Origin of the sequence: Meiothermus sp. (assembly GCF_026004115.1) — a bacterium.
Classification (GTDB): domain Bacteria; phylum Deinococcota; class Deinococci; order Deinococcales; family Thermaceae; genus Meiothermus.
In genome coordinates this window covers 1,277,947-1,302,541 of record NZ_BPIM01000001.1, presented here as the reverse complement: position 1 = coordinate 1,302,541, position 24,595 = coordinate 1,277,947, and the positions used below count along the sequence as shown (strand labels likewise).

General features: G+C 61.1%; 27 protein-coding genes. 19 read left to right on the top strand and 8 right to left on the bottom strand.

The window, feature by feature from the left end:
* Positions 1-452 precede the first annotated feature (452 nt).
* Positions 453-2,363: a class I SAM-dependent DNA methyltransferase gene (locus Q0X23_RS06200; protein WP_297859500.1), complete on the bottom strand. Its 1,911-nt coding sequence runs from the start codon at positions 2,361-2,363 to the stop codon at positions 453-455.
* Here Q0X23_RS06200 and Q0X23_RS06195 point away from each other — a divergent pair.
* The 5 genes from Q0X23_RS06195 to Q0X23_RS06175 are packed head-to-tail and all read left to right on the top strand — an operon-like array spanning position 2,362 to position 5,099.
* Positions 2,362-3,030: a GntR family transcriptional regulator gene (locus Q0X23_RS06195; RefSeq protein ID WP_297859499.1), complete on the top strand. Its 669-nt coding sequence runs from the start codon at positions 2,362-2,364 to the stop codon at positions 3,028-3,030. The two genes, Q0X23_RS06200 and Q0X23_RS06195, sit on opposite strands and share 2 nt — an antisense overlap.
* Before the next feature lie 39 nt (positions 3,031-3,069).
* Positions 3,070-3,201 (top strand): hypothetical protein, encoded by a 132-nt coding sequence (locus Q0X23_RS06190; RefSeq protein WP_297859498.1) that lies wholly within the window; start codon positions 3,070-3,072, stop codon positions 3,199-3,201.
* Positions 3,192-3,905 (top strand): AzlC family ABC transporter permease, encoded by a 714-nt coding sequence (locus Q0X23_RS06185; RefSeq protein ID WP_297859497.1) that lies wholly within the window; start codon positions 3,192-3,194, stop codon positions 3,903-3,905. The genes Q0X23_RS06190 and Q0X23_RS06185 overlap by 10 nt, the downstream gene beginning before the upstream one ends.
* A complete protein-coding gene (locus tag Q0X23_RS06180) occupies positions 3,869-4,228 on the top strand; it encodes an AzlD domain-containing protein (RefSeq protein ID WP_297859496.1) in 360 nt (119 codons plus the stop codon). The genes Q0X23_RS06185 and Q0X23_RS06180 overlap by 37 nt, the downstream gene beginning before the upstream one ends.
* Before the next feature lies 1 nt (position 4,229).
* Positions 4,230-5,099, top strand: a complete 870-nt coding sequence (locus tag Q0X23_RS06175; protein WP_297859495.1) for a DMT family transporter — start codon at positions 4,230-4,232, stop codon at positions 5,097-5,099.
* 260 nt (positions 5,100-5,359) lie between these two features.
* On the opposite strand, the gene Q0X23_RS06170 is transcribed toward Q0X23_RS06175, so the two are convergent.
* Both Q0X23_RS06170 and Q0X23_RS06165 read right to left on the bottom strand, forming a co-directional pair.
* Entirely contained in the window at positions 5,360-6,430 is a 1,071-nt protein-coding gene (locus Q0X23_RS06170; protein WP_297859494.1) for an LLM class flavin-dependent oxidoreductase, read from the bottom strand.
* Between the two features lie 67 nt (positions 6,431-6,497).
* Positions 6,498-7,508, bottom strand: coding sequence for a polyprenyl synthetase family protein (locus tag Q0X23_RS06165; RefSeq protein WP_297859493.1), 1,011 nt, complete (start codon positions 7,506-7,508; stop codon positions 6,498-6,500).
* Between the two features lie 311 nt (positions 7,509-7,819).
* Here Q0X23_RS06165 and Q0X23_RS06160 point away from each other — a divergent pair, with 311 nt between their 5' ends.
* Positions 7,820-8,482 carry a PspA/IM30 family protein gene (locus Q0X23_RS06160; protein ID WP_297859492.1) on the top strand — a complete coding sequence of 221 codons (663 nt, stop codon included), beginning with the start codon at positions 7,820-7,822 and terminating at the stop codon, positions 8,480-8,482.
* 95 nt (positions 8,483-8,577) lie between these two features.
* Here Q0X23_RS06160 and Q0X23_RS06155 read toward each other — a convergent pair whose 3' ends face one another.
* Positions 8,578-8,919 carry a hypothetical protein gene (locus Q0X23_RS06155; RefSeq protein WP_297859491.1) on the bottom strand — a complete coding sequence of 114 codons (342 nt, stop codon included), beginning with the start codon at positions 8,917-8,919 and terminating at the stop codon, positions 8,578-8,580.
* Positions 8,920-9,134: 215 nt separating this feature from the next.
* Between Q0X23_RS06155 and Q0X23_RS06150 the strand changes: the two genes are divergently transcribed.
* The 5 genes from Q0X23_RS06150 to Q0X23_RS06130 all read left to right on the top strand — a co-directional run bounded on the left by Q0X23_RS06150 (position 9,135) and on the right by Q0X23_RS06130 (position 13,703).
* Complete coding sequence (locus tag Q0X23_RS06150) at positions 9,135-9,587, top strand: hypothetical protein (RefSeq protein WP_297859490.1); 453 nt, start codon at positions 9,135-9,137, stop codon at positions 9,585-9,587.
* Positions 9,588-9,675: 88 nt separating this feature from the next.
* Positions 9,676-10,149, top strand: coding sequence for a hypothetical protein (locus tag Q0X23_RS06145; protein ID WP_297859489.1), 474 nt, complete (start codon positions 9,676-9,678; stop codon positions 10,147-10,149).
* A gap of 9 nt (positions 10,150-10,158) precedes the next feature.
* Positions 10,159-10,839, top strand: coding sequence for a hypothetical protein (locus Q0X23_RS06140; RefSeq protein ID WP_297859488.1), 681 nt, complete (start codon positions 10,159-10,161; stop codon positions 10,837-10,839).
* Positions 10,840-10,958: 119 nt separating this feature from the next.
* Positions 10,959-12,818, top strand: a complete 1,860-nt coding sequence (gene dxs / locus Q0X23_RS06135) for a 1-deoxy-D-xylulose-5-phosphate synthase (protein ID WP_297859487.1) — start codon at positions 10,959-10,961, stop codon at positions 12,816-12,818.
* Between the two features lie 261 nt (positions 12,819-13,079).
* Positions 13,080-13,703 carry an MBL fold metallo-hydrolase gene (locus Q0X23_RS06130; protein ID WP_297859486.1) on the top strand — a complete coding sequence of 208 codons (624 nt, stop codon included), beginning with the start codon at positions 13,080-13,082 and terminating at the stop codon, positions 13,701-13,703.
* A gap of 238 nt (positions 13,704-13,941) precedes the next feature.
* On the opposite strand, the gene Q0X23_RS06125 is transcribed toward Q0X23_RS06130, so the two are convergent.
* Positions 13,942-14,301, bottom strand: a complete 360-nt coding sequence (locus Q0X23_RS06125) for a rhodanese-like domain-containing protein (RefSeq protein ID WP_297859485.1) — start codon at positions 14,299-14,301, stop codon at positions 13,942-13,944.
* Between the two features lie 103 nt (positions 14,302-14,404).
* On the opposite strand from Q0X23_RS06125, the gene Q0X23_RS06120 reads away from it, so the two are divergent.
* Genes Q0X23_RS06120 through Q0X23_RS06110 form a run of 3 tightly spaced genes read left to right on the top strand, consistent with a single transcriptional unit; the run spans position 14,405 to position 15,741 of the window.
* Entirely contained in the window at positions 14,405-15,082 is a 678-nt protein-coding gene (locus Q0X23_RS06120; RefSeq protein ID WP_297859484.1) for a thioredoxin family protein, read from the top strand.
* A complete protein-coding gene (locus Q0X23_RS06115) occupies positions 15,079-15,441 on the top strand; it encodes a rhodanese-like domain-containing protein (RefSeq protein WP_297859483.1) in 363 nt (120 codons plus the stop codon). The genes Q0X23_RS06120 and Q0X23_RS06115 overlap by 4 nt, the downstream gene beginning before the upstream one ends.
* Positions 15,442-15,453: 12 nt before the next feature.
* Positions 15,454-15,741 (top strand): metal-sensitive transcriptional regulator, encoded by a 288-nt coding sequence (locus tag Q0X23_RS06110; RefSeq protein WP_297859482.1) that lies wholly within the window; start codon positions 15,454-15,456, stop codon positions 15,739-15,741.
* Between the two features lie 171 nt (positions 15,742-15,912).
* Here Q0X23_RS06110 and Q0X23_RS06105 read toward each other — a convergent pair whose 3' ends face one another.
* Positions 15,913-16,107, bottom strand: coding sequence for a hypothetical protein (locus Q0X23_RS06105; RefSeq protein WP_297859481.1), 195 nt, complete (start codon positions 16,105-16,107; stop codon positions 15,913-15,915).
* A gap of 241 nt (positions 16,108-16,348) precedes the next feature.
* On the opposite strand from Q0X23_RS06105, the gene Q0X23_RS06100 reads away from it, so the two are divergent.
* The 3 genes from Q0X23_RS06100 to Q0X23_RS06090 all read left to right on the top strand — a co-directional run bounded on the left by Q0X23_RS06100 (position 16,349) and on the right by Q0X23_RS06090 (position 19,620).
* On the top strand, positions 16,349-17,581 hold the full coding sequence (locus tag Q0X23_RS06100; RefSeq protein WP_297859480.1) for a DUF4129 domain-containing protein: 1,233 nt from the start codon (positions 16,349-16,351) through the stop codon (positions 17,579-17,581).
* The gene (locus tag Q0X23_RS06095) at positions 17,578-18,507 is read left to right on the top strand and encodes a MoxR family ATPase (RefSeq protein ID WP_297859479.1); all 930 of its coding nucleotides are present in this window, start codon (positions 17,578-17,580) and stop codon (positions 18,505-18,507) included. Before Q0X23_RS06100 ends, Q0X23_RS06095 begins: the two co-directional genes overlap by 4 nt.
* Before the next feature lie 114 nt (positions 18,508-18,621).
* Positions 18,622-19,620 carry a DUF58 domain-containing protein gene (locus Q0X23_RS06090; protein WP_297859478.1) on the top strand — a complete coding sequence of 333 codons (999 nt, stop codon included), beginning with the start codon at positions 18,622-18,624 and terminating at the stop codon, positions 19,618-19,620.
* Between the two features lie 777 nt (positions 19,621-20,397).
* On the opposite strand, the gene Q0X23_RS06085 is transcribed toward Q0X23_RS06090, so the two are convergent.
* Positions 20,398-22,029 carry a diguanylate cyclase gene (locus Q0X23_RS06085; RefSeq protein WP_297859477.1) on the bottom strand — a complete coding sequence of 544 codons (1,632 nt, stop codon included), beginning with the start codon at positions 22,027-22,029 and terminating at the stop codon, positions 20,398-20,400.
* Positions 22,030-22,179: 150 nt separating this feature from the next.
* On the opposite strand from Q0X23_RS06085, the gene Q0X23_RS06080 reads away from it, so the two are divergent.
* Positions 22,180-22,641, top strand: a complete 462-nt coding sequence (locus Q0X23_RS06080; RefSeq protein WP_297859476.1) for a tRNA (cytidine(34)-2'-O)-methyltransferase — start codon at positions 22,180-22,182, stop codon at positions 22,639-22,641.
* A 104-nt stretch (positions 22,642-22,745) separates the two neighbouring features.
* Here Q0X23_RS06080 and Q0X23_RS06075 read toward each other — a convergent pair whose 3' ends face one another.
* Positions 22,746-23,801, bottom strand: a complete 1,056-nt coding sequence (locus Q0X23_RS06075; RefSeq protein ID WP_297859475.1) for a [LysW]-lysine hydrolase — start codon at positions 23,799-23,801, stop codon at positions 22,746-22,748.
* Positions 23,802-24,335: 534 nt separating this feature from the next.
* On the opposite strand from Q0X23_RS06075, the gene Q0X23_RS06070 reads away from it, so the two are divergent.
* Positions 24,336-24,575, top strand: coding sequence for a ferredoxin (locus tag Q0X23_RS06070; protein ID WP_295398708.1), 240 nt, complete (start codon positions 24,336-24,338; stop codon positions 24,573-24,575).
* Positions 24,576-24,595 lie beyond the last annotated feature (20 nt).

The following is a 24,595-nucleotide window of genomic DNA, read 5'->3' as shown; positions in this document are numbered from 1 at the left end:
GGAGCTTTGTACCCAAAGCGCATCGTCCCCAGTGGCTGGTTTAGAGCGTCCTTCACAGACGTTGCCGCCCAGATGAGCGGCACCTGCTCTGTCTGGGACAAAGGACTCCTTACCCTGGGAGGCTCGATCTTTGTGAAAGCACTCTATAGGTTGTCTTTTTGAATCCTAGTGCACACCCCTCCCGAATGGTCGGCGAAAAAAGCCTCACCCTTCCAAGGGGCGGTATCGCCCTCCGCTACGCGGATAACTTCCAAGGGGCGGTATCGCCCTCCGCTACGCGGATAACTTCCAAGGGGCGGTATCGCCCTCCGCTACGCGGATAACTTCCAAGGGGCGGTATCGCCCTCCGCTACGCGGATAACTTCCAAGGGGCGGTATCGCCCTCCGCTACGCGGATAACTTCGGTCGGGTTGGTTCGTTACTGTTCGGTAGCGAATCAACCGAATCTGGTATTACCTGGCAGACCGGCGCTCTTTGAGCACATTCGCCGCCCTGCGCAACAGGCGCTGTTCTGCCCGGGTTAGCCCCAGACCCTGGATGAGGATAATATCATCCGCCAGATCTTGGGCGGCTTCTGTACGGCCTATGCGTAACAACGAATCCAGCTCGGCCAGGAGGGCATCGAGTGCATCCAGGGGCAGGTTTGGAGCTGCCAGCACCACTTTTTCAGCCTCTCTCGGCTCGACTTTGAGCATCCCGCCCCCCAGCGCATGACCTTCAATTTCAGCGCTCAATCGGGTGAGGGAGGTCTGCCATAAGCAGGCCAGGCCGGCTGCGCCCAGGGGGCTGGTTGAACGCAAGCGCAAAATGTGCAGGCTATTTGGGGCCACTACATGCGCTTCATTGGTTACCAGACGCGGATATTCACCGCTCATGTAGGTGAGAAAAGCGTCCGGCTGGTAGACGTGGGGTACGGCATACCAGGGGTCACGAACCCGGCATTTGTGGGCCTGGTGCGCGCCTTCGGATTCGCCGTAAGCCAGGTATGCTTGCAACTCCAGGGGCAGATCGTCCTGGCCGGTGATGTGCAACAGGTAGCCACTCTCGCCACGCAAAAGACCCCCTTCCCAATCCGATGGGGTAAACCTCAGGCCCGATAAACCTCGAGCCCTACGAACCGCGGGCTTGAGGTACCTGGATGAAATGCCCCACCTGGCCACCTGCAAAGGACTCAAATGGAAGAAGCTGTTGTTGCCCGTCACATAGCCGATCCCCACATCGGCCAGCTCGCCCAGGCGCCGGGTCTGCTTAGAATGGCTCAACTCACGGTACAGCGCTCTGGCCTTCGGTGGGAGGAAGTATTCGATGATTCTTTGCCGGCCCGAAGTTAATGCCTGCGCTTCGATGCTTTGCCTTTCAAGGGCAGGGTCGAGGTTGTTCAAATCGGAAGGTTTATCCAAATCCAGCAAATGGAAGTGAGAAGCCTTACCACCTTTTCCCTCGGCAAGCAAAAGGAGTGTGTCCTGGCTCAGGCTCGGGAAAAGCTTTTTTTTGAAGGTGAGAAAAGCAATCTGTTCAAAACTTCGGGCCAGGTATGCGAGCAGCGGTCGCGCATATGCGGCGTGCCCAAGCTCCATGGGAATTACCATACCCAGGCGCCCGCCGCTACAGAGCATCGCCACGGAGTGCACAAGAAAAGGAGCCCACGAACTAGATAGCTTGCTGAGCGCGACGCCTTCCGAAGATGCCCGGGCCATGGCCCGGGCTCGCCCCTCGCCCGTGAAGCGCTGGTAACGAATGAACGGCGGATTGCCCACAACAGCAGTGAGCGAGGGTATCTGGCCTGGCAACAGGTCGAAAAAATCACCCAAAATAAGATTGGATGGGCGAATTCCACGGTGTTCCAGAAACAGCCGGGTGCGCGCGTGCACCTGCGGGTCAATTTCGACCCCAAAGATCTGGCTTCGGGGGTTGCCGCCGAGTTGCTCCAGTCTTTGGACAGCAGCCTGTAGAAAAACACCTCCGCCAAATGAGGGGTCCAGAACCGAATCGCTCGGCGTGCGAATTGCCCAGCGCACCAAGAAACCGACGATGGTTGGGTCGGTATAGTAGGCTCCTAAAGCCTTGGCAGCCTCTCCAGATGGGCTTTCGGGAAGTTTAAAGGCCACAAAACCCAGCCTATCACTACGAGTGTAGAATATGGCCAATCGGCCAGGACAAGGGGTAGAAAAGACCTGCGGGCCAGGTTTTGTTTGGCAGAAACCGGCGTGCGATATATTACATCCTGGTGAACCTCGTGGAGATAAGAATCCTCTGGAAGAGAAGAAGCTATCGGCAAGTGTCGTGCTACGGCCGACGATGTGGAGCAATCCCTGGCGGCCAATCTTTTTCGTAGCCGACAGACTCCTTGAAGAGGTGAGCATGCCTGTGCCGGAATTTGCCCCAACCCTCCAGCGCCCTATCCTGCGGGAGTCGGTTTACCCGCAACTGCGCGACTGGATCGTACTGGGAGTCCTGGAACCCGGGGAGCAGTTGCGCGACCAGCAACTCGCGGAGCGCCTGAGCGTGAGCAGCACCCCCGTGCGCGAAGCCCTGCGCCGCCTGGAGGACGAGGGGCTGGTCGAGACCGCCAAGAACCGCTGGACGCGGGTCAGGCCGGTTGACCTGGACGAGGCTGAACAGATTTATCCGATCCGCGCCGTTCTGGACAGCATGGCCCTGAAGTTTTCATTCCCCCATCTGAGCAAAGCCAGCCTGAGGGCTATGCGGGAGGCCAACGCCCGCCTCAAGGCCGCGCTAAAAAAAGGCGATATCCCTGGAGCGGTCGAGGCCGATTCGGCCTTCCACGACGTGTATGTTCGTCCCTGCGGCAACCTCGAGCTAATCGAAATCATCCAGGGTTTTCGGGTTAAGCACCACCGCCTCGAGCTCGCCTACTTTGGCAGCCTCAAACTGGGGCTGGTCTCGGTAGAAGAGCACGCTGGAATTATCGAAGCGGGGGTTGCGGGGGATGTTCGGCAGGCCGAACGACGCTTGTATCGCCATTTCCAGGACGCCCTGGCCCGCCTGAAAATAGAGCCCCAGGGCTAAGCCATCGCCGAGGGTTGGCCCTTCTTGGAAGATTTGCTCATGAATGCCATCAAACACCTGCTCAACAACCTTAATCGAGCGGAACGCTGGCCCAGCAAGCCTGTAGAGAAAGCGACTACCGTTCTGTGTGGGGGCAACCTGACCGAGGAGCAGGTGAAATTATGGCTGTAAACGCCCTTCCCCCCACACCCCAGGCGGCTTTCTGGCGGGGGGTGCTGGTCTCGCTGCCCATTGCGGTAGGCATCGTGCCCTTTGGCCTGGTCACCGGCATCGCGGGCGTGAAGGTGGGCTTGAGTGCAGTGGAAGTGACCGTAATGTCAGTGCTGGTGTTCGCCGGGGCGGCCCAGCTGGTGGCCCTGCAACTGATGGGGGCGGGGGCCTCCATCTTCTTCGTGTGGCTGGCCACCCTGGTGGTGAACCTGCGCTACATCATGTACAGCAGTGCCCTGGCCAAGCCCCTGGAAGCCCTGTCCGGGCGTATGAAACTCCTGGCGGCTTTCTTGATGGTGGATCAGAACTTCGCCCTGGCACTGAACCAGTACGGGGTGCTGGGCCCAAGGCTCACCCCCTGGTTTTATCTGGGTATAGGTGCGTTGCTGTGGCTAAACTGGGTGGTTGCTACCTACCTGGGGGCACTGCTGGGGGCGCGCTTGCCCGAGGCCTGGGCGCTGGACTTTGCGGTGCCGCTGTGTTTTCTGGTGTTGTTGGTGCCGGCGGTGCACGACCGCCCCAGCCTGGCGGCGGCCCTGGTGGGGGGCCTGGTGTCTACAGCCCTGATCGGCCTACCCTACCGCTCGGGGCTTTTTATTGGGGCACTGGTGGGCATTGGGGCCGGTGTATGGCTGGAGAACTGGATGGGAGCGGGCCGGGAATGAGCGACCTCGAGCTCTGGATCACCCTGCTGGGCATGACCCTGATTGCTTTTGCGCTGCGCTACGGGCCGCTGGTGATGCTGGAGCGCTTTCAGCTACCACCCAACCTGCAACAGGCCCTGCGCTACGTACCCGCGGCTACCCTGGCCGGCCTGGTGTTTCCGACCCTGCTGGCCCCGGGCGGCCAGTGGGCTATAGGGCTCGACAATGAGCGCTTGTTGGCCGGAGTTATTGCAGCCGTGGCGGCCTGGCGCTTTCGGAACATCCTGCTCACGCTTTTGGTGGGCATGGGGGCTTTGTGGCTCTTGCAATGGATGGGGGTTTAGGGTGCGGCTTTCTACCCTGGCCCCCATCCTGTTCGTGCTCCTGTGGAGCACCGGTTTTGTGGGGGCCAAGCTGGGCCTGCCCTATGCCGAGCCCTTCACCTTTTTGTGGGTGCGGATGCTGTTGGTGGTGGGACTGCTGGCTGGTCTGGCCGGGCTCGTGCGCTCGCCCTGGCCGAAGGGCTGGGCCCTGAACCTGCATATTGGCGTCTCGGGGCTCTTGCTGCATGCGGGCTATCTGGGCGGGGTGTTCTTTGCGATCTCGAGGGGCCTCCCGGCGGGCCTCTCGGCGCTGATTGTGGGCTTGCAGCCTATCCTGACCGCTGTTTTGGCCCAGTTTTTGCTGCGCGAGCGGGTGAGCGGGGTGCAGTGGGCCGGGCTGCTGCTGGGCTTTGCGGGGGTGGGGCTGGTGGTCGGGGAGAAAGCCCTCTCGGCCCGCCTGCTCTCTATCGAGCCCTCGGCCTTTGTGGCCATTGTGCTGGCTTTGCTCTGCACCACCCTGGGTACCCTCTACCAGAAGCGCTTTGCGGTGCAGATGCCCCTGGTGGGGGGGACGGTGGTGCAGTACATCGCGGCCTCGGTGGGGCTTTTTGTAATGAGCCTGCTGTTCCGCGAGACCATGCAAATCCACTGGACCCCGCCGTTTGTGTTTGCCCTGGTCTGGCTGGTTCTGGTGCTCTCGGTCGGGGCTATTTTGCTCCTGATGTACCTGATCCGCCACAACTCGGCCAGCGCGGTAGCCAGCCTGTTCTACCTGGTGCCGCCCGCTACCGCGCTGGAAGCCTACTTTTTGTTTGGTGAGCGGCTGGGGGGATGGGCCCTGCTGGGCATGGGGCTGGCGGCAGTGGGGGTGGCATTGGTGGTGCGGCGCTAAAACGCTTTGCTTGCAGCCTTTATACCAAATCCACATAAACCCCGTGCCTTCTCGGTGGGAGAAGGTGGCGACACCCCGACCGCGCTATTTACAAACAGCGATAAGAACACGATTGACTGCGCCTGGGGTGTCGCCGGTTGAGGGGGGTTGGGACGACCCTCAAAGCTAACTGTCCAAGTAAAGTTGGTATTAGCCCGTGCAGATGGCTTCTCGGACGCGAGCATGTCCTCGAGACAGAAGCATGAGCGGTCGGGTGGCTTTCAGGAGGCCGTGAGCGATGGCGCTGCCCGCTTTGCAATTTCTCGCCGCACCACTGGCGCGACCTTTGTTCCGAAAAGCTCGATGGCCCGCATCATCTTGGCGTGGGGCACGGTGCCCACACTCAGTTGCAGCAAGAAGCGCTGGTGGCCGAAGATCTGGTGCTGGTAGAGGATTTTCTCGATGATCTGCTCGGGGTGGCCCACAAAAAGCGCCCCGCGCAGGTTGGTGCTGGCCTCGTACTGGGCGCGGCTTTGGGGAGGCCAGCCGCGTTCGCGCCCGATGCGGTTCATGACCGGGCTGCTGGTGGCATAGGAAAGCTCGAGGGCCTCTTTGGGGTCGTCGGCAATGAAGCCGTGGGCATTGATGGAGAGGGGCTGGGGGGGCAGGTCTAGCTGGCGGGCGGTCTGGCGGTAGAGCTCCAGAAGGGGAGCGAAGCGCTCGGGCAGGCCGCCGATGATGGCCAGGGCCATGGGCAGGCCCAGGCGGGCGGCCCGCACCACCGAGGTCGGGGTGCCGCCCACCGCCACCCACACCGGCAGCGGATTCTGCACCGGGCGCGGGTAGATGGGCTGGCCCTGGATGGCGGGGCGGTGCTTTCCGCTCCAGGTGACGCGTTCCTGGGCGCGGATTTGCAGGAGAAGCCCCAGCTTCTCTTCGAACAGCTCGTTGTAATCGTCTAAATCGTAGCCAAACAGGGGAAACGACTCGATGAACGAGCCGCGTCCGGCCATGATCTCGGCCCGGCCCCCCGAGAGCAGGTCGAGGGTGGCGAACTGCTGGAAAACCCGCACCGGGTCGTCGGAACTAAGCACCGTGACGGCGCTGGAGAGGCGGATGCGCCGGGTGCGGGAGGCCATGGCCGCCAGGATGACAGCGGGGGCGCTTGCGAGGTACTCTTCGCGGTGGTGTTCGCCCACCGCAAACACATCCAGGCTCACCTGGTCGGCCAGTTCGGCGGTCTCGAGCAGGTTTTTCATGCGCTGTGCCGGGTCTTGCAGCAGCCCGGTGTGGGGGTCGGGGGTGTTTTCAACGAAGGTATACAACCCGAGCTCAAAAGGCGAAGGCTCCATGAAAAAGCACTATACTATTTATAGCGAAACAAACCCTGGGCCAGGACACGTTGGCCGCACGGGGCTTTCACGCTTCACGCCGAACCAGGCTTTGCAGTACCTCCAGCACCACAGTTCCGATGGCCGCCTTGGGGGCTGTCCGCAAGACGGGCTCGAGCATGCCCATTCCTTCGGTCAGCATTTGCTCAGCCGTAGCCTGGGCATAGGCCACCGCGCCCGATTGCAACAGCCGCTGGTGCAGCCAGGCCACCTCTGGAGCCGGTTTTTCTTCTCTGGAAATGCAAAGTAAGCGCTCGGCCCGTATCCGCTCGTCTGCAGAGGCATTTTGCAGGTAGTGTAGCAAGATCAGGGTGCGCTTGCCCTCCCACAAATCCCCAGCAATCTCCTTGCCGTACTTGACCGGGTCGCCTACCAGGTTGAGCACGTCGTCCACAATCTGAAACCCGATGCCCAGCTTCATGCCAGCCCCTTCAAAAACAGCAGGGGGTTCCACACCGGCGGCCAGGGCGCCCAGCCGCAAGGGGGCTACGGCGGTGTAGTAAGCGGCCTTCTGCCCCACCATTTCCAGGTAGTCGGCTTCCTGCAGATCGAAGCGCTGGTGCTCCATCCAGGTCATCTCGAGGTGCTGACCCTGGGCTGTGAGCTCCACCAGCCGGACAAACTCCAGCAGCACGGCCTGCGAGACCCCGGCCTCGATGAGCAGGGCCCACTGTTTGGCGTGCAGCGCATCGCCTGCGTTCAGGGCCAGCGGAACCCCATACACCTTGTGCAAAGCGGGCTTACCCCGCCGTTCATCGGAGGCGTCCTCGATGTCGTCGTGGATCAGGGCCCAGTTCTGGAAGAGCTCGAGGGCCGCCGCAACAGGCAGGAGTTGCTTGACCTCGGCTCCATAGGCCAGCCCGGTATAGACCAATAGCATCCCGCGCAGCATCTTGCCGCCGCGCTCGGGGTAGTCGCGCAGCATCCGGGCGTACAGGGCCAGTTCGGGTCGCCTGGCGGCCTCGGGGTTGGGCAGGGCGTCCAGAAGGTATTGCTGAATCGCCGCGCGTACCTGAGCGGGGGAGAGGGTTGCGGTCATGGATAGATACTACGGCGACAACGCACAGAGGACAAAAAGCCGGGTCGCCGAGGGACGAGCTGCCTCCGCTTCTTTCTTTGCCAGAGGTGAAGAGGGGATGTAACGCCTGCTGCCCCTGATTCCGCGCAGATTGCCCCACTCTTTCTGCTGTTTATGCTTTACATTATCTGCGCCGATCTGTATCATATAATCTTGCAATGGCAGCAGGGCCTGCGCTAAGGGTGAGCATAGCCCGCCAACATTTGGTGTTTGTCAGCGGTTGAGTGCGCCCTATGGGTGCGCTACACTAAAGCTCCACAGGAGGCACAAACATGGGTATTCTTGATCGCCTTTCCCGCCTGATTCGGGCCAACATCAACGACCTCATCAAGCGGGCCGAAGACCCCGAAAAGATCATCGAACAGGCCCTGGAAGACATGCGGGCTACGCTGCGGGATGCTCGGATGGAAGTGGCGGAGGCCATGGCCGAGTTGAAGAAGCTCGAGCGCGAGCAACAAAACTACGCCGAACAGGTGCGGGCCTGGGAACAAAAAGCTGCCGAGGCCCTCCGGAGCGAACGCGAAGACCTGGCCCGCGAAGCCCTAAAGCGCAAACAGCAGGCCCACGCCCTTTCCGACGGCTTTGCCCAACAGGTGGCCCAGCAGCAGGCCCTGGTTAACCAGCTAACCACCCAGCTAAAGGCGCTGGAAGGCAAAATTCAGGAGTCCGAGGCCAAGAAAGCCCTCCTGATTGCCCGCAAGAAGGGCGTGGAGGCCGCCGAGACGGTGCGCAAGTTCGAGTCCAAGGTGGATACCCACAGCGCGGTGGAGGCCTTCGAGGACATGGAGCGCCGCATCGAGGCCATGGAAGACAAGCACGCAGCCCTCTCGGAGATGGACAAGAACAACATCGAGAAGGAACTCGAGAGCCTGGGCAGCAGCAAGGAAGTCGAGGACGACCTGGCCCGCCTCAAGCGCGAGCTAGGCATGGCCTGAGCCGCGGCTTTGGCATAGTCAAAACCCCCCGATCGACTCGGGGGGTTTTGTGCGAACGTTCTACAGGTTACGAAGCTTACGATAACTTTTGAGTGTCAGCTTTGGCTTAGAAACACCTCGCCCAACTGGGCCAGGCTGCCTACTGCCCGCCCGCTGGGCAGGTGGCGCACCACCACAGCCAAGGCTTCACCGGGGGCTCTGCTCACCTCTGCCACTGAGAAAAGCTCCCCGTCCACCTCCACCGTGACCTCGCGGGCGCTGCAGATCTCCACCAGCCGGAAATACCCCAGGCCCAGCCACTCCTCGCCGAAAATGCGTCGCAGTTCCTCGTAGGCCACGCTTTTGTACCAGGCCTCGCCGGCCTGCAGGGCCTCGGCCCGGTAGGCGGCAATGGCCGCATCGCGCAGGCGCTTTTCTTTGCAAATGCCCATAATCATGTATAGAAGTTAGGGCTGTTGCGTCATCTTTTGATAAAAAACGGGCTGACAAGAAGGCGTTTTTATCTGTAACAGCCGTATTTTCTTACTTTTGGTTCGAATGTGGCTAAACTGGGCTCTTAATACTCGAGCAAACCCCGGCCAGGGGGTAGAGCTGGATTACCCGCGAAGCTATGCAGACGCTGCCCTGACGACCCATGGGTATCGTTATAACCATGTACCGGAGCTCGTGGTACCTGCAGGCAGGCAAGCTGGCCCTGGCGCTGGCTATAGGGCTGGGCCTGGCTTCCCTCACGCTGGCTCCGTGGGGTCTGGGCTGGGTGCTGGGGCTGGGTTTGCTGGGTGGGGGCCTGGCCTGGGTAGGGTACAGGCTCCTGGGGCGGGGGCAGATAATGGATGCCGTCCCTGCCTACCCCCCATTGGGGCCGTGGCTGGGGTCGGGCGCGGCGCCCAGGGTGCGCGCTCGAGCGACCCTACGCAAGTCCCCGCCGGCCCGCCTCAGCGAGTCCGAAGCGGCCCAGATGTTGGCTGAGCTGCGCCTGGCGAAAACCGCGGCCCCATGTGAAACACTACGGCTCGACCCAAAGCTCTTGCGACGGTACCGGCGGCTACAAAAAAGCGGCATGCAGCCCTTGTTTGAGCTGGAAGCACTCAACGAGGTGGCCTAGGGTTTGTGGTTGTGGATCCCTGAGCGCTGCGGTTACCTGGGTATGTGAGACTTGCGTATGGGCGAAGGTGGCGTATTCTGAAAACAAGGTGGCCGGTATCGCGTTGCTGGAGTTGATGCTCCTGTTGCTGGTGGTGGGGCTCTTGGCCTGGGCCTTGGGTGCGGGTCGCAGCCTGCCCCCGCCGCAAAGCGAACAGGCCCAGCGGCTGGAACTGGCCCTGGCCGAAATAAGGCAGCAGAGCCAGGGGCTTTCCCACCTGCACGAACCGCTCAAACAGGTGCGGCAGTATGGGCGGGATTTGCGCAAACTGCTGCCGCACCTGGCCGAACTCGAGCACTTTCTGGCCAAGCCGGGCACCGAAGGCCCCACCCGGGATCGCCTGCTGGCGCGCTACCACGAACTAAACCAGAGCTTCGAGCGGGGGGTGGAGTACCTCGAGCGCCTGGGGGCCGAGCTGGTGCTGGTTTCGGACATCGAAGAACCCCCGGCCCTGGCCGAACTGCCCTTGTTCTTAATCGAATTGCGCGAGGTTTTACATCCGCCTGCCACTGCCAGAAGGTAAATTGAAGCGATGCGACGAATCGCTCCACTGCTCCTGCTACTTTTGGTGGCCTGCGCACCGCGTGCCACTGAACCCCAGACCAACACCGCCATTATTCAAGGCTCGGTGGGCTTCTATCCCTCCCAGCCAGGATTGGACTGGGTATACCTCCCGCCCCGGGCCTCCATTGGCGACCCGCCGGTGCGGCTTTCGGTCATCGGCCCCACTACCTTTGAAGGCCAGCCGGCCATCCGCTTTCGCCTCAGTGGGCGGGGCCTCGAGCGCTCCTACTACCGCCAGGTAGACGCCAGTGGGGTGCGTCTTCTGGGCATGGAGGATTTCGACCGGCTGCAAGTGATCCGCTACACCCCGCCCATCCAGGAGTATCCGCCCCAGGCCAACCTCGTGGTCGGGGCCCGCTGGGGTGGGCAGACCCGCGAGGTCGTCGAGCTGCGAGCAGGCAACAACGTGACCCGGGTAAGCGACCGGGTGCTGGATTACACCTATTCGGTGCTGGGCAAGTCCAACGTGACGGTGCCGGCTGGTAGCTTTGAGGTTTTTCGCATTGCCTGGGAGATCCGCGACCCCCGCAACCCTAACCTGCGTGAAAGCTTCGAGCTATGGTTCTTCCCTGGGGTGGGCGAAATTTTTAGTTCGGTGAATTTTAGCGACCAGGGCGGACTTTCGCTGATTGACCGTAACTTCAAATAGATCCCCTTAGCCCGCCCCTTTGTTCTCTGGGGTACTGCAACGGGCCTGTAAACCCCTAAAGTTGAGAGCAATATGTGTAAAGCCACTGTGCTGTCATCAGGTTGTTTTGGGAGGCATCTGTGATTCTGCAAAAAGTTAACCAACCCCAAGACCTCAAAACCCTCTCGCAGGAAGAGCTGCTGCAACTAGCAGAAGAGCTACGCAGCGAGATTATCCGGGTTTGTGCCCAGAACGGCGGTCACCTGGCCTCCTCGCTGGGGGCGGTGGAGCTCATTGTGGCCCTGCACAAGGTATTCGACTCCCCCCGTGACCGTCTGCTTTTTGACGTGGGCCACCAGGCCTACGCCCACAAAATCCTCACCGGGCGCAAGGATGTCATCCACACCATCCGCCAGGAAGGGGGCATCTCGGGCTTTACCAAGGTCTCGGAGAGCGAGCACGACGCCCTTACGGTGGGCCACGCCTCCACCTCGCTGGCCAACGCCCTGGGTATGGCTATAGCCCGCGATACACTGGGCCAGGACTATCACGTGGTGGGCATTATTGGCGACGGGGCCTTGACGGGCGGGATGGCCCTAGCTGCCCTCAATGTGATCGGGGAGCGCAAGCCCAAACTCCTGATGATTCTGAACGACAACGAGATGTCCATCTCGGAGAACGTGGGGGCGCTGAACCGCTACTTCAAGGAGTACCAGACCAAGAAATGGGTGCAGGACACCCAGAAATGGGGCAAGCAGGTGCTGGAGGGTATCTCCCCCCGGCTTTTCAACCTCGTAGACCGGGCCAAGGAGGCCGCCAAGCTGATGCTGCACCAGGAGAACCCCTTTTACGCCTGGGGCATCCGCTATGTGGGGCCGGTGGACGGGCACGACCTGCCGGGCCTGATTCACATCCTCGAGCAAATTAAGGAACTCGATGGTCCCACCTTGCTGCACATTGTGACCCAGAAAGGCAAAGGCTACGGGGTGGCCGAGGAAGACCCCATCTACTGGCACGGCCCCCCCGGCTTCAACCCGGAGAACCCCACCAAGGTGAGCAAGGGCTACTCCTGGTCGGCAGCCTTTGGCGATGCCGTGACCGAGCTGGCCTACCTGGAACCCAAGCTCTTTGTGATTACCCCGGCCATGCGCGAGGGCTCGGGCCTGGTGCGCTACTCCCAGACCCACCCCGAGCGCTACCTGGACACCGGCATCTGCGAGGATGTGGCGGCTACGGTGGCGGCGGGCATGGCCTTGCGGGGGCTCAAGCCGGTGCTGGCGATTTACTCCACCTTCATGCAGCGGGCCTTTGACCAAATTGTTCACGACATTGCCATCGAAAATGTGCCGGTGGTGTTCGCGGTGGATCGGGCCGGGATTGTGGGGGGCGATGGGGCTACGCACAACGGGGTTTTCGACATTGCTTATTTGCGCACAGTGCCCAACGTGCAGATTGCCGCGCCCAAGGATGCCCTGGAACTGCGCGCCATGCTCAAGAAGGCCCTGGAACTAGGTGGGCCTATCGCCATCCGCTATGCCCGCGACAATGTAGAAAAAGCCCCCGAAGGCGCTTGGCCCGAGATCGAGTGGGGCCGCTGGGAGGTGCTAAAGGAAGGCCGTCAGGCCTACATCCTTAGCTTTGGCAAGACCCTTAAGTATGCCCTCGAGGCCGCCGGGGACAACCCCGAGGTGGGCGTCATCAACGCCCGCTTCATCAAGCCGCTCGATAAGGGGATGCTCGAGCGGCTGACCCTGGAGGGCTATAAGCTGGTCACCACCGAAGACCACCAGAGGATGGGGGGCTTTGGCAGCGCGGTGTTAGAGGCCCTTAACGAACTAGGTCTGAAACCCGATATTCGCGTTCTAGGGCTACCTGACCGCTTTTTCGACCACGGCTCCATCCCCCGCATGCACCGCGAGGCGGGCATTGACACCGAGGCCATCCGGGCGGCCCTGACCGAGATGGGCGTGGGGATTAAGACTGCCACCCACTGGGTTTGAGGGCTCCCATAGTCGCGCCCTTCAAAGAGGTTGCCGCTGGTGCGCGTGGCTTGCGCCGGCCCCACCCGATTCAGTCCTGGTGCACAGGCAACTTGTTTTGCGGCATGTTTTGAAGCCCGTTGATTGCCCAAAATTGCCCTATGCGACTTATTGAGAGGAATCGTAGCGTACTCCGAATTCTTTGTTACCAGATCACCAGGGATGCTGCACCGCCTAGGGAGGCCTTCGGGCCTGTGCCCTGCAAGGCAGTAAGTAGGCTGTATGAAACGCTTTGCGCTGGTAGCTAATACCTATTGGTTGGACACACCCCAAGGCCCGCTGCTGGTGGACTCGGGCATGCCCAATGAAAACCGCAAGCTTCTGGGCCTTCTGGGCGAGGAAAAACCCGCTGCACTGCTCCTGACCCACCACCACCTCGACCATGTGGGTGGAGCTCGGATGCTCTGGGAGCGCTTCGGGTTGCCCATCTATGCCCACCCGCTCGATATTCCCTTTATTGCTGGAGAACAGCGCCGCCCACCCTTTCCGCCCATTCCCTGGCTGGGCGACTGGATTGCTAACAGCGCCAAACCCGTGCCTAAAGAAGCCCTGACACCGGTGGAGCAGGGTGCGATGGTGATGGGCTGGCAGGTGGTTCATCTTCCGGGTCACACGCCTGGACAAATAGGTCTGCTGCGCGAGGGGGTGCTGATTGCCGCCGATGCCCTGCGCGTTGGGCCTAAAGGGCCCATCGTCTCACCGGCGATGGTCAACCACGACACCCAGGAAGCCCGGCGCACGGTGGGCAAGATAGCCCGCCTCGAGGCCCACACCATCTTTGTGGGCCATGGGCCGCCCACTACCCTCGAGGCCGTGCGAGCGCTAGCGGAAAAGCTAGGGGTCTAATGCACGGGTAACTTGTTTTACGGCGCGCTTTGAAGCACGTTGACTACCCAAAATTGCGGTGTGCGCCTCATTGAGATGGACTGTAGTGCATATCGATTTCCTGGTTACCTGACCACTAAGTGCGCCCACATTAGATTTTTGTGGTGACGGTCTCGGTGAAAGAAGTGGCCGGTCTTTAGAGCGGCGCAGCTTATGGGCTCCCCTTTTCGGGTAGAGCAAATTCCTAACGTTGTTGTACTTAGCGCTGAATATCACCCTTTTTTACCGGCAAACCCGCGGCTTGCCAGGCCGAGATACCCCCGGCCAGGTTGTAGACCTCCAGACCTTTACTGGCCAAAAACTCGGCGGCTTGCTGGCTGCGGCTGCCGCTTTCGCACTGGCAGATGATGGGCTTGTTCTTGGGCAGGCTCTCCCAACGCTTGGCCAGTTCGGCCAGCGGTAAGCCCTGGGAGCCGGGAATTTTGCTCATCTTGCGCTCGAGGGGGGTGCGCACGTCAATCATCACCGCTCCAGCCTTGAGCTTCTCCTGGGCCTCTTTGACCGTGATACGGGGCACCCTGGGCCCTAAACCCAACAGACTTTTGAACCAACCCCACATACCTCCTTAGTTTAGGGGCCGGACGCCCTTGCGAAATATATCCCCAGGGGGTATACTTGATATACCGGTGGGGGTATAAGGGCCCCCAGCCAAAGGAGAAACCATGTTCTTAGACGAGAAAATTCAAGCCCAGGTGCGTGAAATGCTGGCCCCTATTCAAAACCCGGTGGAGCTGGTGGTGTTTACTACCTCGGGTATCGAACTTCCCGGGCAGGAAGTGGGCCTTCAGGATGAGACCCTGGGCTTGCTAAAGGAAGTTGTCGCTTTGAACCCCAATCTCAGCCTCGAGCAGCGCTCCTTGCACGCCGACCCCGAGGCGCAGGCCCTGGGCCTGAGCTATGCGCCTACCATCCTGCTGCGCGAAAAAGGTTCACAGCGCAGCAACATTCGCTTTTTGGGGCTGCCGGCCGGCTACGAGTTCAGCACCCTTATCGAGACCCTGCTGATGCTGGGCACCGGCGAGACCAAGCTGGGCGAAAAGTCGCAGGCCGACCTGCAAAAAGTGACCTCGCCGGTGCGCATGCAGGCCTTCGTGACCCCCACCTGCCCCTACTGCCCCCAGGCCGTGCTCGCGACCTACAAGCTGGCCTATCACAACCCCAACGTTATCGCCGAAGGGGTGGAGGCCAGCGAGTTTCCCCAGCTTTCCAGGCGCTACAGCATCTCCGGGGTGCCCGATACCATCATCAGCGGGGCTACCCAGCAGCGCATCCTGGGTGGGCAGCCCGACCGGGTGTTTGTGGAGGCGGCCATCAAAGCCAGCGCTGGGGTGGTGGCATGAGGATAGCCCCCCTCATGCTGCTGGCCCTATTCTCCTGGGGTCTGGCCCAGCCCAGAATCGTCACGGTAGACGACCTGAAGGCGGCCCTTGCTAACCCCAAGGTGCTGGTAATTGATGTGCGCACCCCCCAGGAGTTTGCCCAGGGACACGTCAAAGGCGCGATCAACTGGCCCTTGCAAGAGATTGAGCGCTGGTGGAGCCGGGTGCCCAAGGATCGCCCGGTCTACATCCACTGCAACACCCAGAACCGCAGCGCCGTAGCGGTGCAGTACCTGATGGGCAAGGGCTACCAGAACCTCAACCTGGTGAATGGGGGAATTCAGGCCTGGATGTCGCGCAAATACCCCATTACCCGCTAAAGGAGGGTTGCCTTGCCCACTGCCTCCGCACCCACCCCAAACGCTCCCTTCGACCCCAGCGAAAAGACCCGGATTATCCACCGCTTGCGCCGCCTGGAAGGCCAGGTGCGCGGTTTGCAGAAGATGGTGGAAGAAGATCGGGAATGCCGCGATATTCTAACCCTGTTGAGTGGGGTCAGGAGTGCGCTGGAATCGGTAGGGGAGGAGATACTGGAAGCCTACCTGGCCCGCTGCCAGGCCGACCTCGAGCCCCCCGCGCCTGCCCAACTGGTGGAGATGGTGCGGCTTTTACGAAAATAGACAGTGGCCGCCACCGAAAGAAGGAGGATAGGGCCCCGTCTTTTCCAATCTTGTGCGAACCCTGGCATCTGTTGCCTATTGGGGCCGAGCTACCTGAACCGACGGAAGTGACCAGGCTTTGCTAAGGCAAACTCAGGTCGAGTTTAGATGAAACTCGTAGCAAAGCCACCACTACCGCCAGTCATACACGCCCGTAAGTAGAAGCTTCGTGTTGGGCAAATTGTTGCCGGTCGGGCCCTTCTCTGGGAAATGGCAGTCTCGAATGCGCATACAGGCGGTCTGGTCGGATTGGGAGAGCGTGTAATACCGGGCCAGGCCCCCGAAGGCCAAGAACGTCAAAACGAAAATTAAACCGATCTTTTTCATCTCAGTTCTCCTTTAGGAGAGGGTGGCACCTATTTTTTTTTTGTCTATTGCCTACAATCAAAATATGAAGGTTTGGGATGTTCAAGGCCTTGATTTGCCGCTGTACTCACGAGCATATCTACACAAGCCGCTTGGCCCGCTTCGCTTCTCTCTTCAACAGGTTTTTATTGGTTGGGTAGCTGTGGTCTTTTTGCTGGTATCAGCACCCGAGCTACGCTTTCCGCTGCTATTGGGAATGGGTATGTTCGTCCTGTTGTGGCGCAGCCGTTACCGCGATGGCTTTTTATGGTTTTCGGCCCTCCCGGGCTTGCTGCATTTTACGGGTTCTCCGGCCTCCTGGGAGCTAGCCTGGGTGCACTGCTTCCAAACCACCCTGGTGCTGTGGGTTTTTGGCACAATTGCTGGAACCACACAAAGGAACATGCGCTGGGCGATGTGGCCAGGGCTGGGGCTGCTGGCGCTGCTTCCCTCCGGCGGGTTGCTGGGCTGGCTGCTGGTGCTGCACCTTTTGTATGGGCTGGTGCGTGAATTGGCCCTGACGCAGAGCCTGGGGCGTCCGTTCTGGCTGAGGCCTGCGGGGTTGGTTGCATTGGCGTTGGTGTGCGCCGCGGTTGGGGTGGGATTTGGGAGTCTGAGCGTGGGACCACCTTCGTCGAGCTCGAGCCCAGCGCTGGTTCAGCCAATGCCGACTGCTCCTGCAGGTGACGTGCTCCAGGCCCCTGGCCCGTCCGCGCCCCCGGTGCGCTGGGTGCGGCCCGCAAGCTCGGCCCTCGAGCCCTGGCTTCCTCGGTTGGATCAAGTTTTGAATGGGTTGCAGATGACGTTGTTGCTGGTGCTGGCCCTGGTGCTGATCTTGGTTTTTTGGGGGCATCGGGCTAAGCGCCGTGCGAGCGGCGGCTCCTTCTTGCTACCGGTGCTGGCAGTGACCCTCACCTGGGTTGTGCTGCTGGCGGGGTTGCGAGGCGGAGAGGGTCTGGGGGGTTTTACCCTTCCCACGGGGCTCGAGGGCTTAGGCTTGGAAGCGCAGGAGTGGTTAGATCGCCCGGTACCACCCGGCTTCACCGAGACAGGCTATCTGCTGGCAACTCTGATGGCTGGCTTGGGGTTCTTGATGCTAATGGGACTCCTCTACCTCGCCTGGCGGTTGCAGCAAACCGAAGCCGGCCAGCCCAAGCCCCTTCACCCGCACGCCGATGCCGCTACACCCTATGTGCCCTTGCAAGACCCCATTCGCGAGGCCTACCGCCGCTTCGAGCAGCAAATGGGGCGCCAGGGCTGGCCTCGGCCACCCTTTGCGAGCCCAGGCCGTTACGTAGATGGACTCACCAGAGAGCGGCCCGAGGATAAGGTCTCCCTGCAACGGCTCTTGGAGCTCTACCAACAGGTGCGCTACGGCGGGCGACGGCTTGCAAAGTACGGCGACGAAGCCACGGGTTTGGCCGAAGAACTACCTCGGAGGTTCTCCCCCTCATGATTGCTGCGTGGTGCGAGCGCATCGAACGACAGGTAGCGCAGGTGATTGTCGGAAAGGCCGAGGTGATTCGGCAGGCCTTGGCCGCGTTGTTATCGGGTGGACACTTGTTGCTGGAGGATGTGCCGGGAACAGGCAAAACCTCCCTGGCCCGGGCGTTGGCCCGCAGCCTGGGCTTGGCCTACCGGCGGGTGCAGATGACCCCCGACCTGCTCCCCAGCGACCTTACCGGGGTCTACATCTATCACAACGGTGAGTTTCGCTTTCGGCCCGGGCCCATCTTCACCGGGGTGCTGTTGGCTGACGAGCTTAATCGGGCCACCCCAAAAACCCAGTCGGCCCTGCTGGAAGCCATGCAGGAAGGGCAGGTAACGCTGGAAGGCCAAACCCACCTGCTGCCCCGACCCTTCTGGGTGATCGCCACCCAAAACCCCATCGAGCAAGAAGGTACCTATCGCCTTCCTGAGGCCCAGCTCGACCGCTTCATCTGCCGCTTGAGCTTGCGCTACCCCGAGCCTCAGGCTGAACTCGAGATGCTACGCCGGCTGCGGGACGCAAACCCCGAGGAAGCCCTAGAACCCCTTACCCAGGCTGAAGAGATTTTGCACCTACAAAGAGAAGTACGGCAGGTGCACATTGAGCCCGACCTCGAGGAGTACCTCATGGCCATTGTCCACGCCACCCGGCAGTCGCCCCAGGTGCTACTCGGGGCAAGCCCCAGGGCTGCCCTGGCTTTACAGCGCTTTGCTCAGGCTTTGGCGGCCCTGGCCGGACGCGACTTTGTATTACCGGACGACCTGCAAAGTGCGGTTGTGCCGGTGCTGGCGCACCGTCTGCTGCTGCGCTACGAGGCAAGGCTCGAGGGGGTTCGGGCAGAGCGAATATTGGAGGAAATTTTGCAAAGCCTCCCGGTACCGGTAGAGGCTTGAGCAATAGCCATGGGGGTATGGTTGCTACCACTGCTCGTTGTGGGCCTGCTTGTGTTCGGGCCGTGTTGGGCGCGTGCGCGGATTTCTCTTGTTACACCCAGGCCATTTCTTCATATGGGGAAAACGGCCGAAGCCCATCTCCAGGTTGTGCTTCAGACCTGGATTCCCCTATACGTGAGGCTGGAAGGAGAAGGTTCGGCCCCGTTGGGGGTGCTGCCCTGGGGCGGACGGGCCTTGGTGTGGGGCAACTGGCGATTAGACAAAGTTATTAACCTGCTGGCCCGGCGTCGAGGTGAGCATGCTTTACCGGGCGTGCGGATGTACCTGCGTGATGTGCTGGGCGTGCTCGAGCGAGAAGTGCCCCTCAACCCAGCACAGGCCTCGGTGGTGGTTTACCCCCAGGTATACCCGGTGCTCCTACCAGACCTCAAGCGCATCCTCTTGGCCGATGGGCAACCTGCCGCGGGGGGCCTGGAGGATGCCACCCGGTTTGTGGGGGTGCGTGCGTACTCCCCTGGTGACCCCCTGCGACACCTCCACTGGAAGGCTACCGCCCGCCATGGCCGGCCAATGCTAAGGGAGTTTGAGCGGGTAAGGAGCAGCGCGGTCTGGCTACACCTGGACTTACAGGGAACCGGCAAGTCTGGGGCGGTTTACCTCGAGCACGCCTGTAGTCTGGCCGCCAGCCTGATACGCGCTGCGGCCGAAGAGGGGCTGGCGGTAGGTCTATCGTTGGGCAAAAAGACCTTACCTGCGGGCTATGGATCCGTGCACGAGCAGCGGCTGCTCGCCGAGCTGGGCCGTGCCCACCCTCAGGTTGACGCTATGCCGGTACCCGAGCCTGGCCCCGGCGTCAACCTGATTCTCCTAACCATGCTGGCCTCCGGGAAGGTTCTGGAGGGCGCATTACGGGCCAGCGCCCGGGCATCCCAGGTACACCTGGTGGCTTTGCCCGAGGGGTTTTTTCTATGGCCAGGGGAAAAAGGAAGGCGGGTATTTGGTTTAAGCGACGGGGTGCAGCGACTGCTGCAAAAGAGAGCTCATCTGGTGGCCGAGGGTGTGCAGGTGCGCATTTTGCGCGGTGACCAGAGTGTTTTAGGGCTTGGAGGCTAGCCCTATCGTACGCTTTACAGATGTGGCGCCTGCAAAAAACAAGAAGGGCTAGTAATAAATAGTTCGGTATGCGAGAGACGCATATCGCAATTGCGGGCAATCAGCGTGCTTCAAAAAAAGTTGCCCGTGCACTAAAGAGACCTGCCTCACCAAGGTGATAGGCTTGCTTAGCCGTGCAGCGGGGTGGCACGGTTATCCGCGCCAGGCCAGTGCACAAACGCGAGTTTCCGTGCATCACTAGGAAACCTGCTTATACCGGATTCAAAAAGATAATCATCCAAACCAAAGATCCCCCAGAGGCTATTTTTTTGAATCCTAGAGCACCCCCCTCCCGAACGGTCGGCGAAGAAAGCGTCTCCCTTCCAAAGGGGCTTACGCCCTCCGCTACGCGGATAACTTCGGCCCTGTTAGTTCGCCGCCATCCGGCGCCGAACTAACCGAATCTGGTATTATTTCGTTCCATTTGACCTTGGCGAAAAATCTCCTTTTCCTCCCCCAGCGGGGGAGGTCGGGTGGGGGCAGTGCTCATCTGAAGCGAAACCCTCTGTCATGACCTCTTCTTTCGAGCATCAGCATTTTGGGTGATTGTTCAGAAAATTAGGTAACGAAATAAACGGATTTCTTATCAACCGTAGTCCGTGCCGCAGTTTCCACCATTACGCAAAAAGCACTGTAATGTACCGAGCACGGCAAATAATGACGTGCTGGGCATTCGTTAGAACCGCTCTGGGACAAAGGACTCCCTATCCTGGGGGCTCAATATTTGTGAAGAGCGCCCTATTGCTCGAGCAAATCCTGCAACACCAGGGTAGAGGTGGGAAGGGGATAGACCCGGTCTCGGCCCGCTTGCTTGGCCTCGTAAAGCGCCTGGTCGGCTTGCTCGAGCCAGCGCTGCACGGTGGCCATCGAGGGAGGAATCTCCCCACCGGCCAAACCGCCCGAGATGCTCAGGTTCCAGCCAATTGGGTTAATGCGCAAGGCCCGCACCTCGGCCCGGATGCGCTCCAACACACGGTAGGCATCCTCGAGGTCGGCCCCAAACAACACCAGACTAAACTCTTCACCCCCCAGCCGCACGGCCAGGTCGTCGCTCCGGCTTGCCTTGCGCAGCAACTCGGCCAGTTGTTTGAGCACCTCGTCGCCCAACGGGTGACCATAGGTGTCGTTGACCCGCTTGAAGTGGTCTATGTCCAGCAGGGCTAGGGTTAGGGGCTTGCCCCGCTCGCCCGCCAGGCGAATCAGCCGCTGCATCTGGCGCTCAAATCCCCGGCGGTTCAAGAGGCCGGTGAGGGGGTCGGTGTAGGCTTTGCTGCGCCATTCGTTGAGGGTCAGGGAGAGCCGCAGTCGCTCGGTGAGCAAAGGAGCCAGGGCTTCCAGCCCCCGCTCGTCCCTGGGGGGGCCGGAAAAGTAGAGCCGACCTTCGGCGGGGTGCTCGAGGGCCAGCTCAAAGGTATGCACGTAAGGGCCGCTCTGGCCTGCCCGGACGGTCACATCCGAACGTACCTCCAGCCCCACCAGGTTGCCATAAAGCGGCTTCAGGCCGTGTAGAACGCTTTGTAAAACCCCTTCGGGAATCAGGTGTTGGGTAGACTGACTTTTGCTGGAGAGGGTCTCGAGCAAGTTGATCCACAACTCCAGCTGGCGCTCAGCGTTGCTGATGCGCTGGTAGATGACCAGTCCAATCCCGCCCAGGGCCAGCAAAACTGCATATCCCCACCCGGCCAGGATGAGCGGCCCAAAGGCATGGTTGGCCTGGCCCAGCCCTATGCCCAGCAGCACCAGGCAGCAAAGCAGGGCGGTCGGGATAAACCCCAACAAAACCTTACCGATACGCTCGTCTTTGGCCTCGAGGTAGCCTCCCCAGCCGATCAGGATGTAGCCCAGGGCCCAGGCAACATACACAAACCCCGCTGCCCCGTCCAACCACCCCAGGGCCAGGCTACCCCCTGCCTTGAGCAGCAGCCCCAAGCCCCATACCAGCCGGGCCTCGCTGGCCCGCCCCCGCAGGGCAGCCTCCAGTAAGGGCAGCGCAAAGAGCATCGGTAGCCAATCGACCAGCCAGACGACCTCAGCAAAACGCGAGGGCACCCAGTAAAGCGTTCCAGCCAACGCTGCCAGCAGAAGGGGCATCAGGGCCAGGGTCAGGCGGGGCGGCTCGGTGGGCTTTAGCTGACGCAGGTTGGCGCTCCAGGCCAGGGCTGCAACAAGCAGCAGCGCCTGGGAGGGTGTGAAGGGGGCCTCGAGGCCCTGGGTGCGCTCGAGCAGCCCAACCCCGGTCTGAAGCCCCCAGGCCAGCATCCCCAAACTGGCCCAGCGCCATACCGGCTCACCTTGGGCCAGCCACCACAGCACCAGGCCGACAGCAGTTGCCAGCAGCATCAGCCCAATTTCGGGATACCCCTCAGCCATTCCCTCGAAGGTAGCATCAGCCAGGGGGTGATCCTGGTGCAAAATGCACACCAAGACGTTACCTTTTACCCCTTTTTGCCGTTACCTGCCGCACCGCACCTTAATCAAATGGCCCCCGGGTATGGGGCCTAAGTGCGATAAATTCGGGGCATGTTCAAGGTAGTCCTCTACCAGCCCGAAATCCCGCAAAACGCCGGCAACATTGCCCGCACCTGTGCAGCCACGGGGGCCGCGCTGCACCTGGTGCGCCCGCTGGGTTTCCAGTGGAATAGCCCCAAGCTCAGGCGGGCCGGGCTGGATTACTGGCCCGCGCTCGACTACGTTCTGCACGACTCCTGGCAGGCTTTTCTGGAAGCTTTGCCCCAGGGCAGCCGGGTCTGGGCTTTTAGCAGCAAGGTGCCGCGGCTTTACACCGAGGTGCAGTACCGGCCGGGCGATTACCTGCTCTTTGGCCCGGAGAGCAGGGGCTTACCGCCGGAGGTGCTGGGGCGCTTTCCCAGCGTCACCATCCCTATGCCCGGCCAAGGCGGGCGCTCGCTCAACCTGGCCGTAGCGGTGGGGGTGGGGCTTTATGAAGCCCTGCGGCAGGTGGGTTTTGGAGCGGAAGCCTAAGGCCCCCGTTCGGCACATCCGCTGCACAGCCATCGACTACGGACGGTAGATAGGCTGCTTTCGCTGGCCTTGAGCCTTCGGCTTTGGGTTTTCGGCACCCTCACCTACTTCGCCAGCCGCGTAAGGGCTGCTCGCAAAGCCTCGATGGCCTTCAAAAACTCGGGGATTTCCACATGCTCGTTGGGGGTGTGGTCGAGGGTGGAGTCGCCCGGCCCGTAGGCCACCATGGGCACTTTCCAGTGAGGGGCCACGATGTTCATGTCGGAGGTGCCAGTTTTGTATTTGAACACCGGCTCGCCGCCCGCCTGCCGGATACCCAGCCGCAGGGCACGGGTGAGGGGGGTGTCCTTGGGGCCCACATAGGGCACCTCGCGCCCGGAGAAGTCCAGATCCAGGATGGGCGGGGCATAGGCTGAAAGGTGGCGGATGGCCTCCTCGACCGAAAGCCGGGGGGGCAGGCGCAGGTCAAACTTCATCTCGGCCAGCTGGCGGTTGTCGGGGTGCTCGATTTTGAAGTCGCGCAAGTTGTACTGCACCTGGTTGAAAGGCCCCTGGCCCCCGTTCATGGCCTCGGCCCAGGCCTTGATGCTGACAAAGTAGCTGATCAGCTCCTCGGCGGCGTTGGGCTCGTGGTGGGCGGAGTGGAAGTTGTCCTTTTCGCGCCGCACCCGCACCAGCAGGCGGCCCTTGTAGCCCAGGGTGATGCCTTGCCAGCTCGAGGGCTCCCCAATCACCACAAAGTCGGGCTTGAGCTTGTCCACCACGTAGCGGGCGCCTTTGGAGCTGGGCACTTCCTCCTCGGTGGCCCCGACTACGTGGATGGTGAGCTTTCGCAAGACCTCTTCAGGAAGCCCGGCGGCGGCCAGCACAAAGGTCACAAAAGGCCCTTTGGCGTCCACCGAACCCCGGCCAAAGAGCTTGTCGCCCTCGAGCCGCACCGGCACCATCCCCGGCACGGTGTCGATGTGGCCCAGCAGCACCACTTGCATCGGCCCCGTGCCCACCTGACCCCGGGCATTGTCGGCCTCGTCTACCCAGGCTTTGGCATAGCCCAGCTTTTTCATACCTTCGGCCAGGTACTGGGCCACCGTGCGTTCCTGCCCCGAGACCGAGGGAATCTCGAGGGCGCCCTTTAGAAAATCAACGGGGTCTAGACTCATACCTGAATGGCCCGCGGCAGGTTAGGGCCGCATTCCGACAGATTGACACTCCCACAGCTAAAGCCGGTGGGATTCTTGGTTCAACGAGGACTGCCCACGATGTGTAGGTCTTACACCCTCTCCCCAAGCGTGACTTCCCGTGTGCCCCACGGTAGTTCGGACGTTGATGCACGGCTTGGTTTTCGCCGCACACGTCCGAGGTCTACGCTACAGGTTTTACCCGCCCAGCGCTTCGTGGGCGGAACCCCATACCTGTACTCTCAAGAACCCCGGAAACTTTTGTTTCCAGGCACAATTCTAGCAGATCGGCCACCCATCGTGCTATGTGCCCCTGCGGGGCACGTGGGGGAGTCCATGTATCCCACCCCTGAAGGGGATGGGTTTTATAGCTCCCCCACACCCCCTCTTTTCTATAACATTTTGCGGAATAGCTTTCGCATACCCCTTGACTTTTCCCAGAATTCCTTAGAATAAGGCTCAGTTTGGCGGCTTTGCTTTGTCCAAAAACCCCAAGCCAACCAATGGAGGAAAACCATGCCCCACGTAATTGTTGAACCCTGCATCGGCACCAAGGACAAGTCCTGTGTCGAAGTCTGCCCGGTGGAGTGCATCTACGACGGTGGAGACCAGTTCTACATCCACCCCGACGAATGCATTGACTGCGGCGCTTGTGTGCCGGCCTGCCCGGTCTCGGCCATCTACCCCGAAGAAGATGTGCCCGAGCAGTGGCATGACTACATCGCCAAAAACCGCAGGCTGTCGGGCCTCGAGTAAGCCCTCAACTCATCGCGAAA

Bases quoted from the DNA above. Each gene is read 5' to 3' on its own strand.
- Q0X23_RS06195 (WP_297859499.1), top strand. From the start codon at position 2,362: ATGCCTGTGCCGGAATTTGCCCCAACCCTCCAGCGCCCTATCCTGCGG.
- Q0X23_RS06200 (WP_297859500.1), bottom strand. From the start codon at position 2,363: ATGCTCACCTCTTCAAGGAGTCTGTCGGCTACGAAAAAGATTGGCCGC.
- Q0X23_RS06190 (WP_297859498.1), top strand. From the start codon at position 3,070: ATGAATGCCATCAAACACCTGCTCAACAACCTTAATCGAGCGGAACGC.
- Q0X23_RS06185 (WP_297859497.1), top strand. From the start codon at position 3,192: ATGGCTGTAAACGCCCTTCCCCCCACACCCCAGGCGGCTTTCTGGCGG.
- Q0X23_RS06180 (WP_297859496.1), top strand. From the start codon at position 3,869: ATGGCTGGAGAACTGGATGGGAGCGGGCCGGGAATGAGCGACCTCGAG.
- Q0X23_RS06170 (WP_297859494.1), bottom strand. From the start codon at position 6,430: ATGGAGCCTTCGCCTTTTGAGCTCGGGTTGTATACCTTCGTTGAAAAC.
- Q0X23_RS06165 (WP_297859493.1), bottom strand. From the start codon at position 7,508: ATGACCGCAACCCTCTCCCCCGCTCAGGTACGCGCGGCGATTCAGCAA.
- Q0X23_RS06160 (WP_297859492.1), top strand. From the start codon at position 7,820: ATGGGTATTCTTGATCGCCTTTCCCGCCTGATTCGGGCCAACATCAAC.
- Q0X23_RS06155 (WP_297859491.1), bottom strand. From the start codon at position 8,919: ATGATTATGGGCATTTGCAAAGAAAAGCGCCTGCGCGATGCGGCCATT.
- Q0X23_RS06150 (WP_297859490.1), top strand. From the start codon at position 9,135: ATGTACCGGAGCTCGTGGTACCTGCAGGCAGGCAAGCTGGCCCTGGCG.
- Q0X23_RS06140 (WP_297859488.1), top strand. From the start codon at position 10,159: ATGCGACGAATCGCTCCACTGCTCCTGCTACTTTTGGTGGCCTGCGCA.
- Q0X23_RS06130 (WP_297859486.1), top strand. From the start codon at position 13,080: ATGAAACGCTTTGCGCTGGTAGCTAATACCTATTGGTTGGACACACCC.
- Q0X23_RS06125 (WP_297859485.1), bottom strand. From the start codon at position 14,301: ATGTGGGGTTGGTTCAAAAGTCTGTTGGGTTTAGGGCCCAGGGTGCCC.
- Q0X23_RS06120 (WP_297859484.1), top strand. From the start codon at position 14,405: ATGTTCTTAGACGAGAAAATTCAAGCCCAGGTGCGTGAAATGCTGGCC.
- Q0X23_RS06115 (WP_297859483.1), top strand. From the start codon at position 15,079: ATGAGGATAGCCCCCCTCATGCTGCTGGCCCTATTCTCCTGGGGTCTG.
- Q0X23_RS06105 (WP_297859481.1), bottom strand. From the start codon at position 16,107: ATGAAAAAGATCGGTTTAATTTTCGTTTTGACGTTCTTGGCCTTCGGG.
- Q0X23_RS06100 (WP_297859480.1), top strand. From the start codon at position 16,349: ATGTTCGTCCTGTTGTGGCGCAGCCGTTACCGCGATGGCTTTTTATGG.
- Q0X23_RS06095 (WP_297859479.1), top strand. From the start codon at position 17,578: ATGATTGCTGCGTGGTGCGAGCGCATCGAACGACAGGTAGCGCAGGTG.
- Q0X23_RS06090 (WP_297859478.1), top strand. From the start codon at position 18,622: ATGGGGAAAACGGCCGAAGCCCATCTCCAGGTTGTGCTTCAGACCTGG.
- Q0X23_RS06085 (WP_297859477.1), bottom strand. From the start codon at position 22,029: ATGGCTGAGGGGTATCCCGAAATTGGGCTGATGCTGCTGGCAACTGCT.
- Q0X23_RS06080 (WP_297859476.1), top strand. From the start codon at position 22,180: ATGTTCAAGGTAGTCCTCTACCAGCCCGAAATCCCGCAAAACGCCGGC.
- Q0X23_RS06075 (WP_297859475.1), bottom strand. From the start codon at position 23,801: ATGAGTCTAGACCCCGTTGATTTTCTAAAGGGCGCCCTCGAGATTCCC.
- Q0X23_RS06070 (WP_295398708.1), top strand. From the start codon at position 24,336: ATGCCCCACGTAATTGTTGAACCCTGCATCGGCACCAAGGACAAGTCC.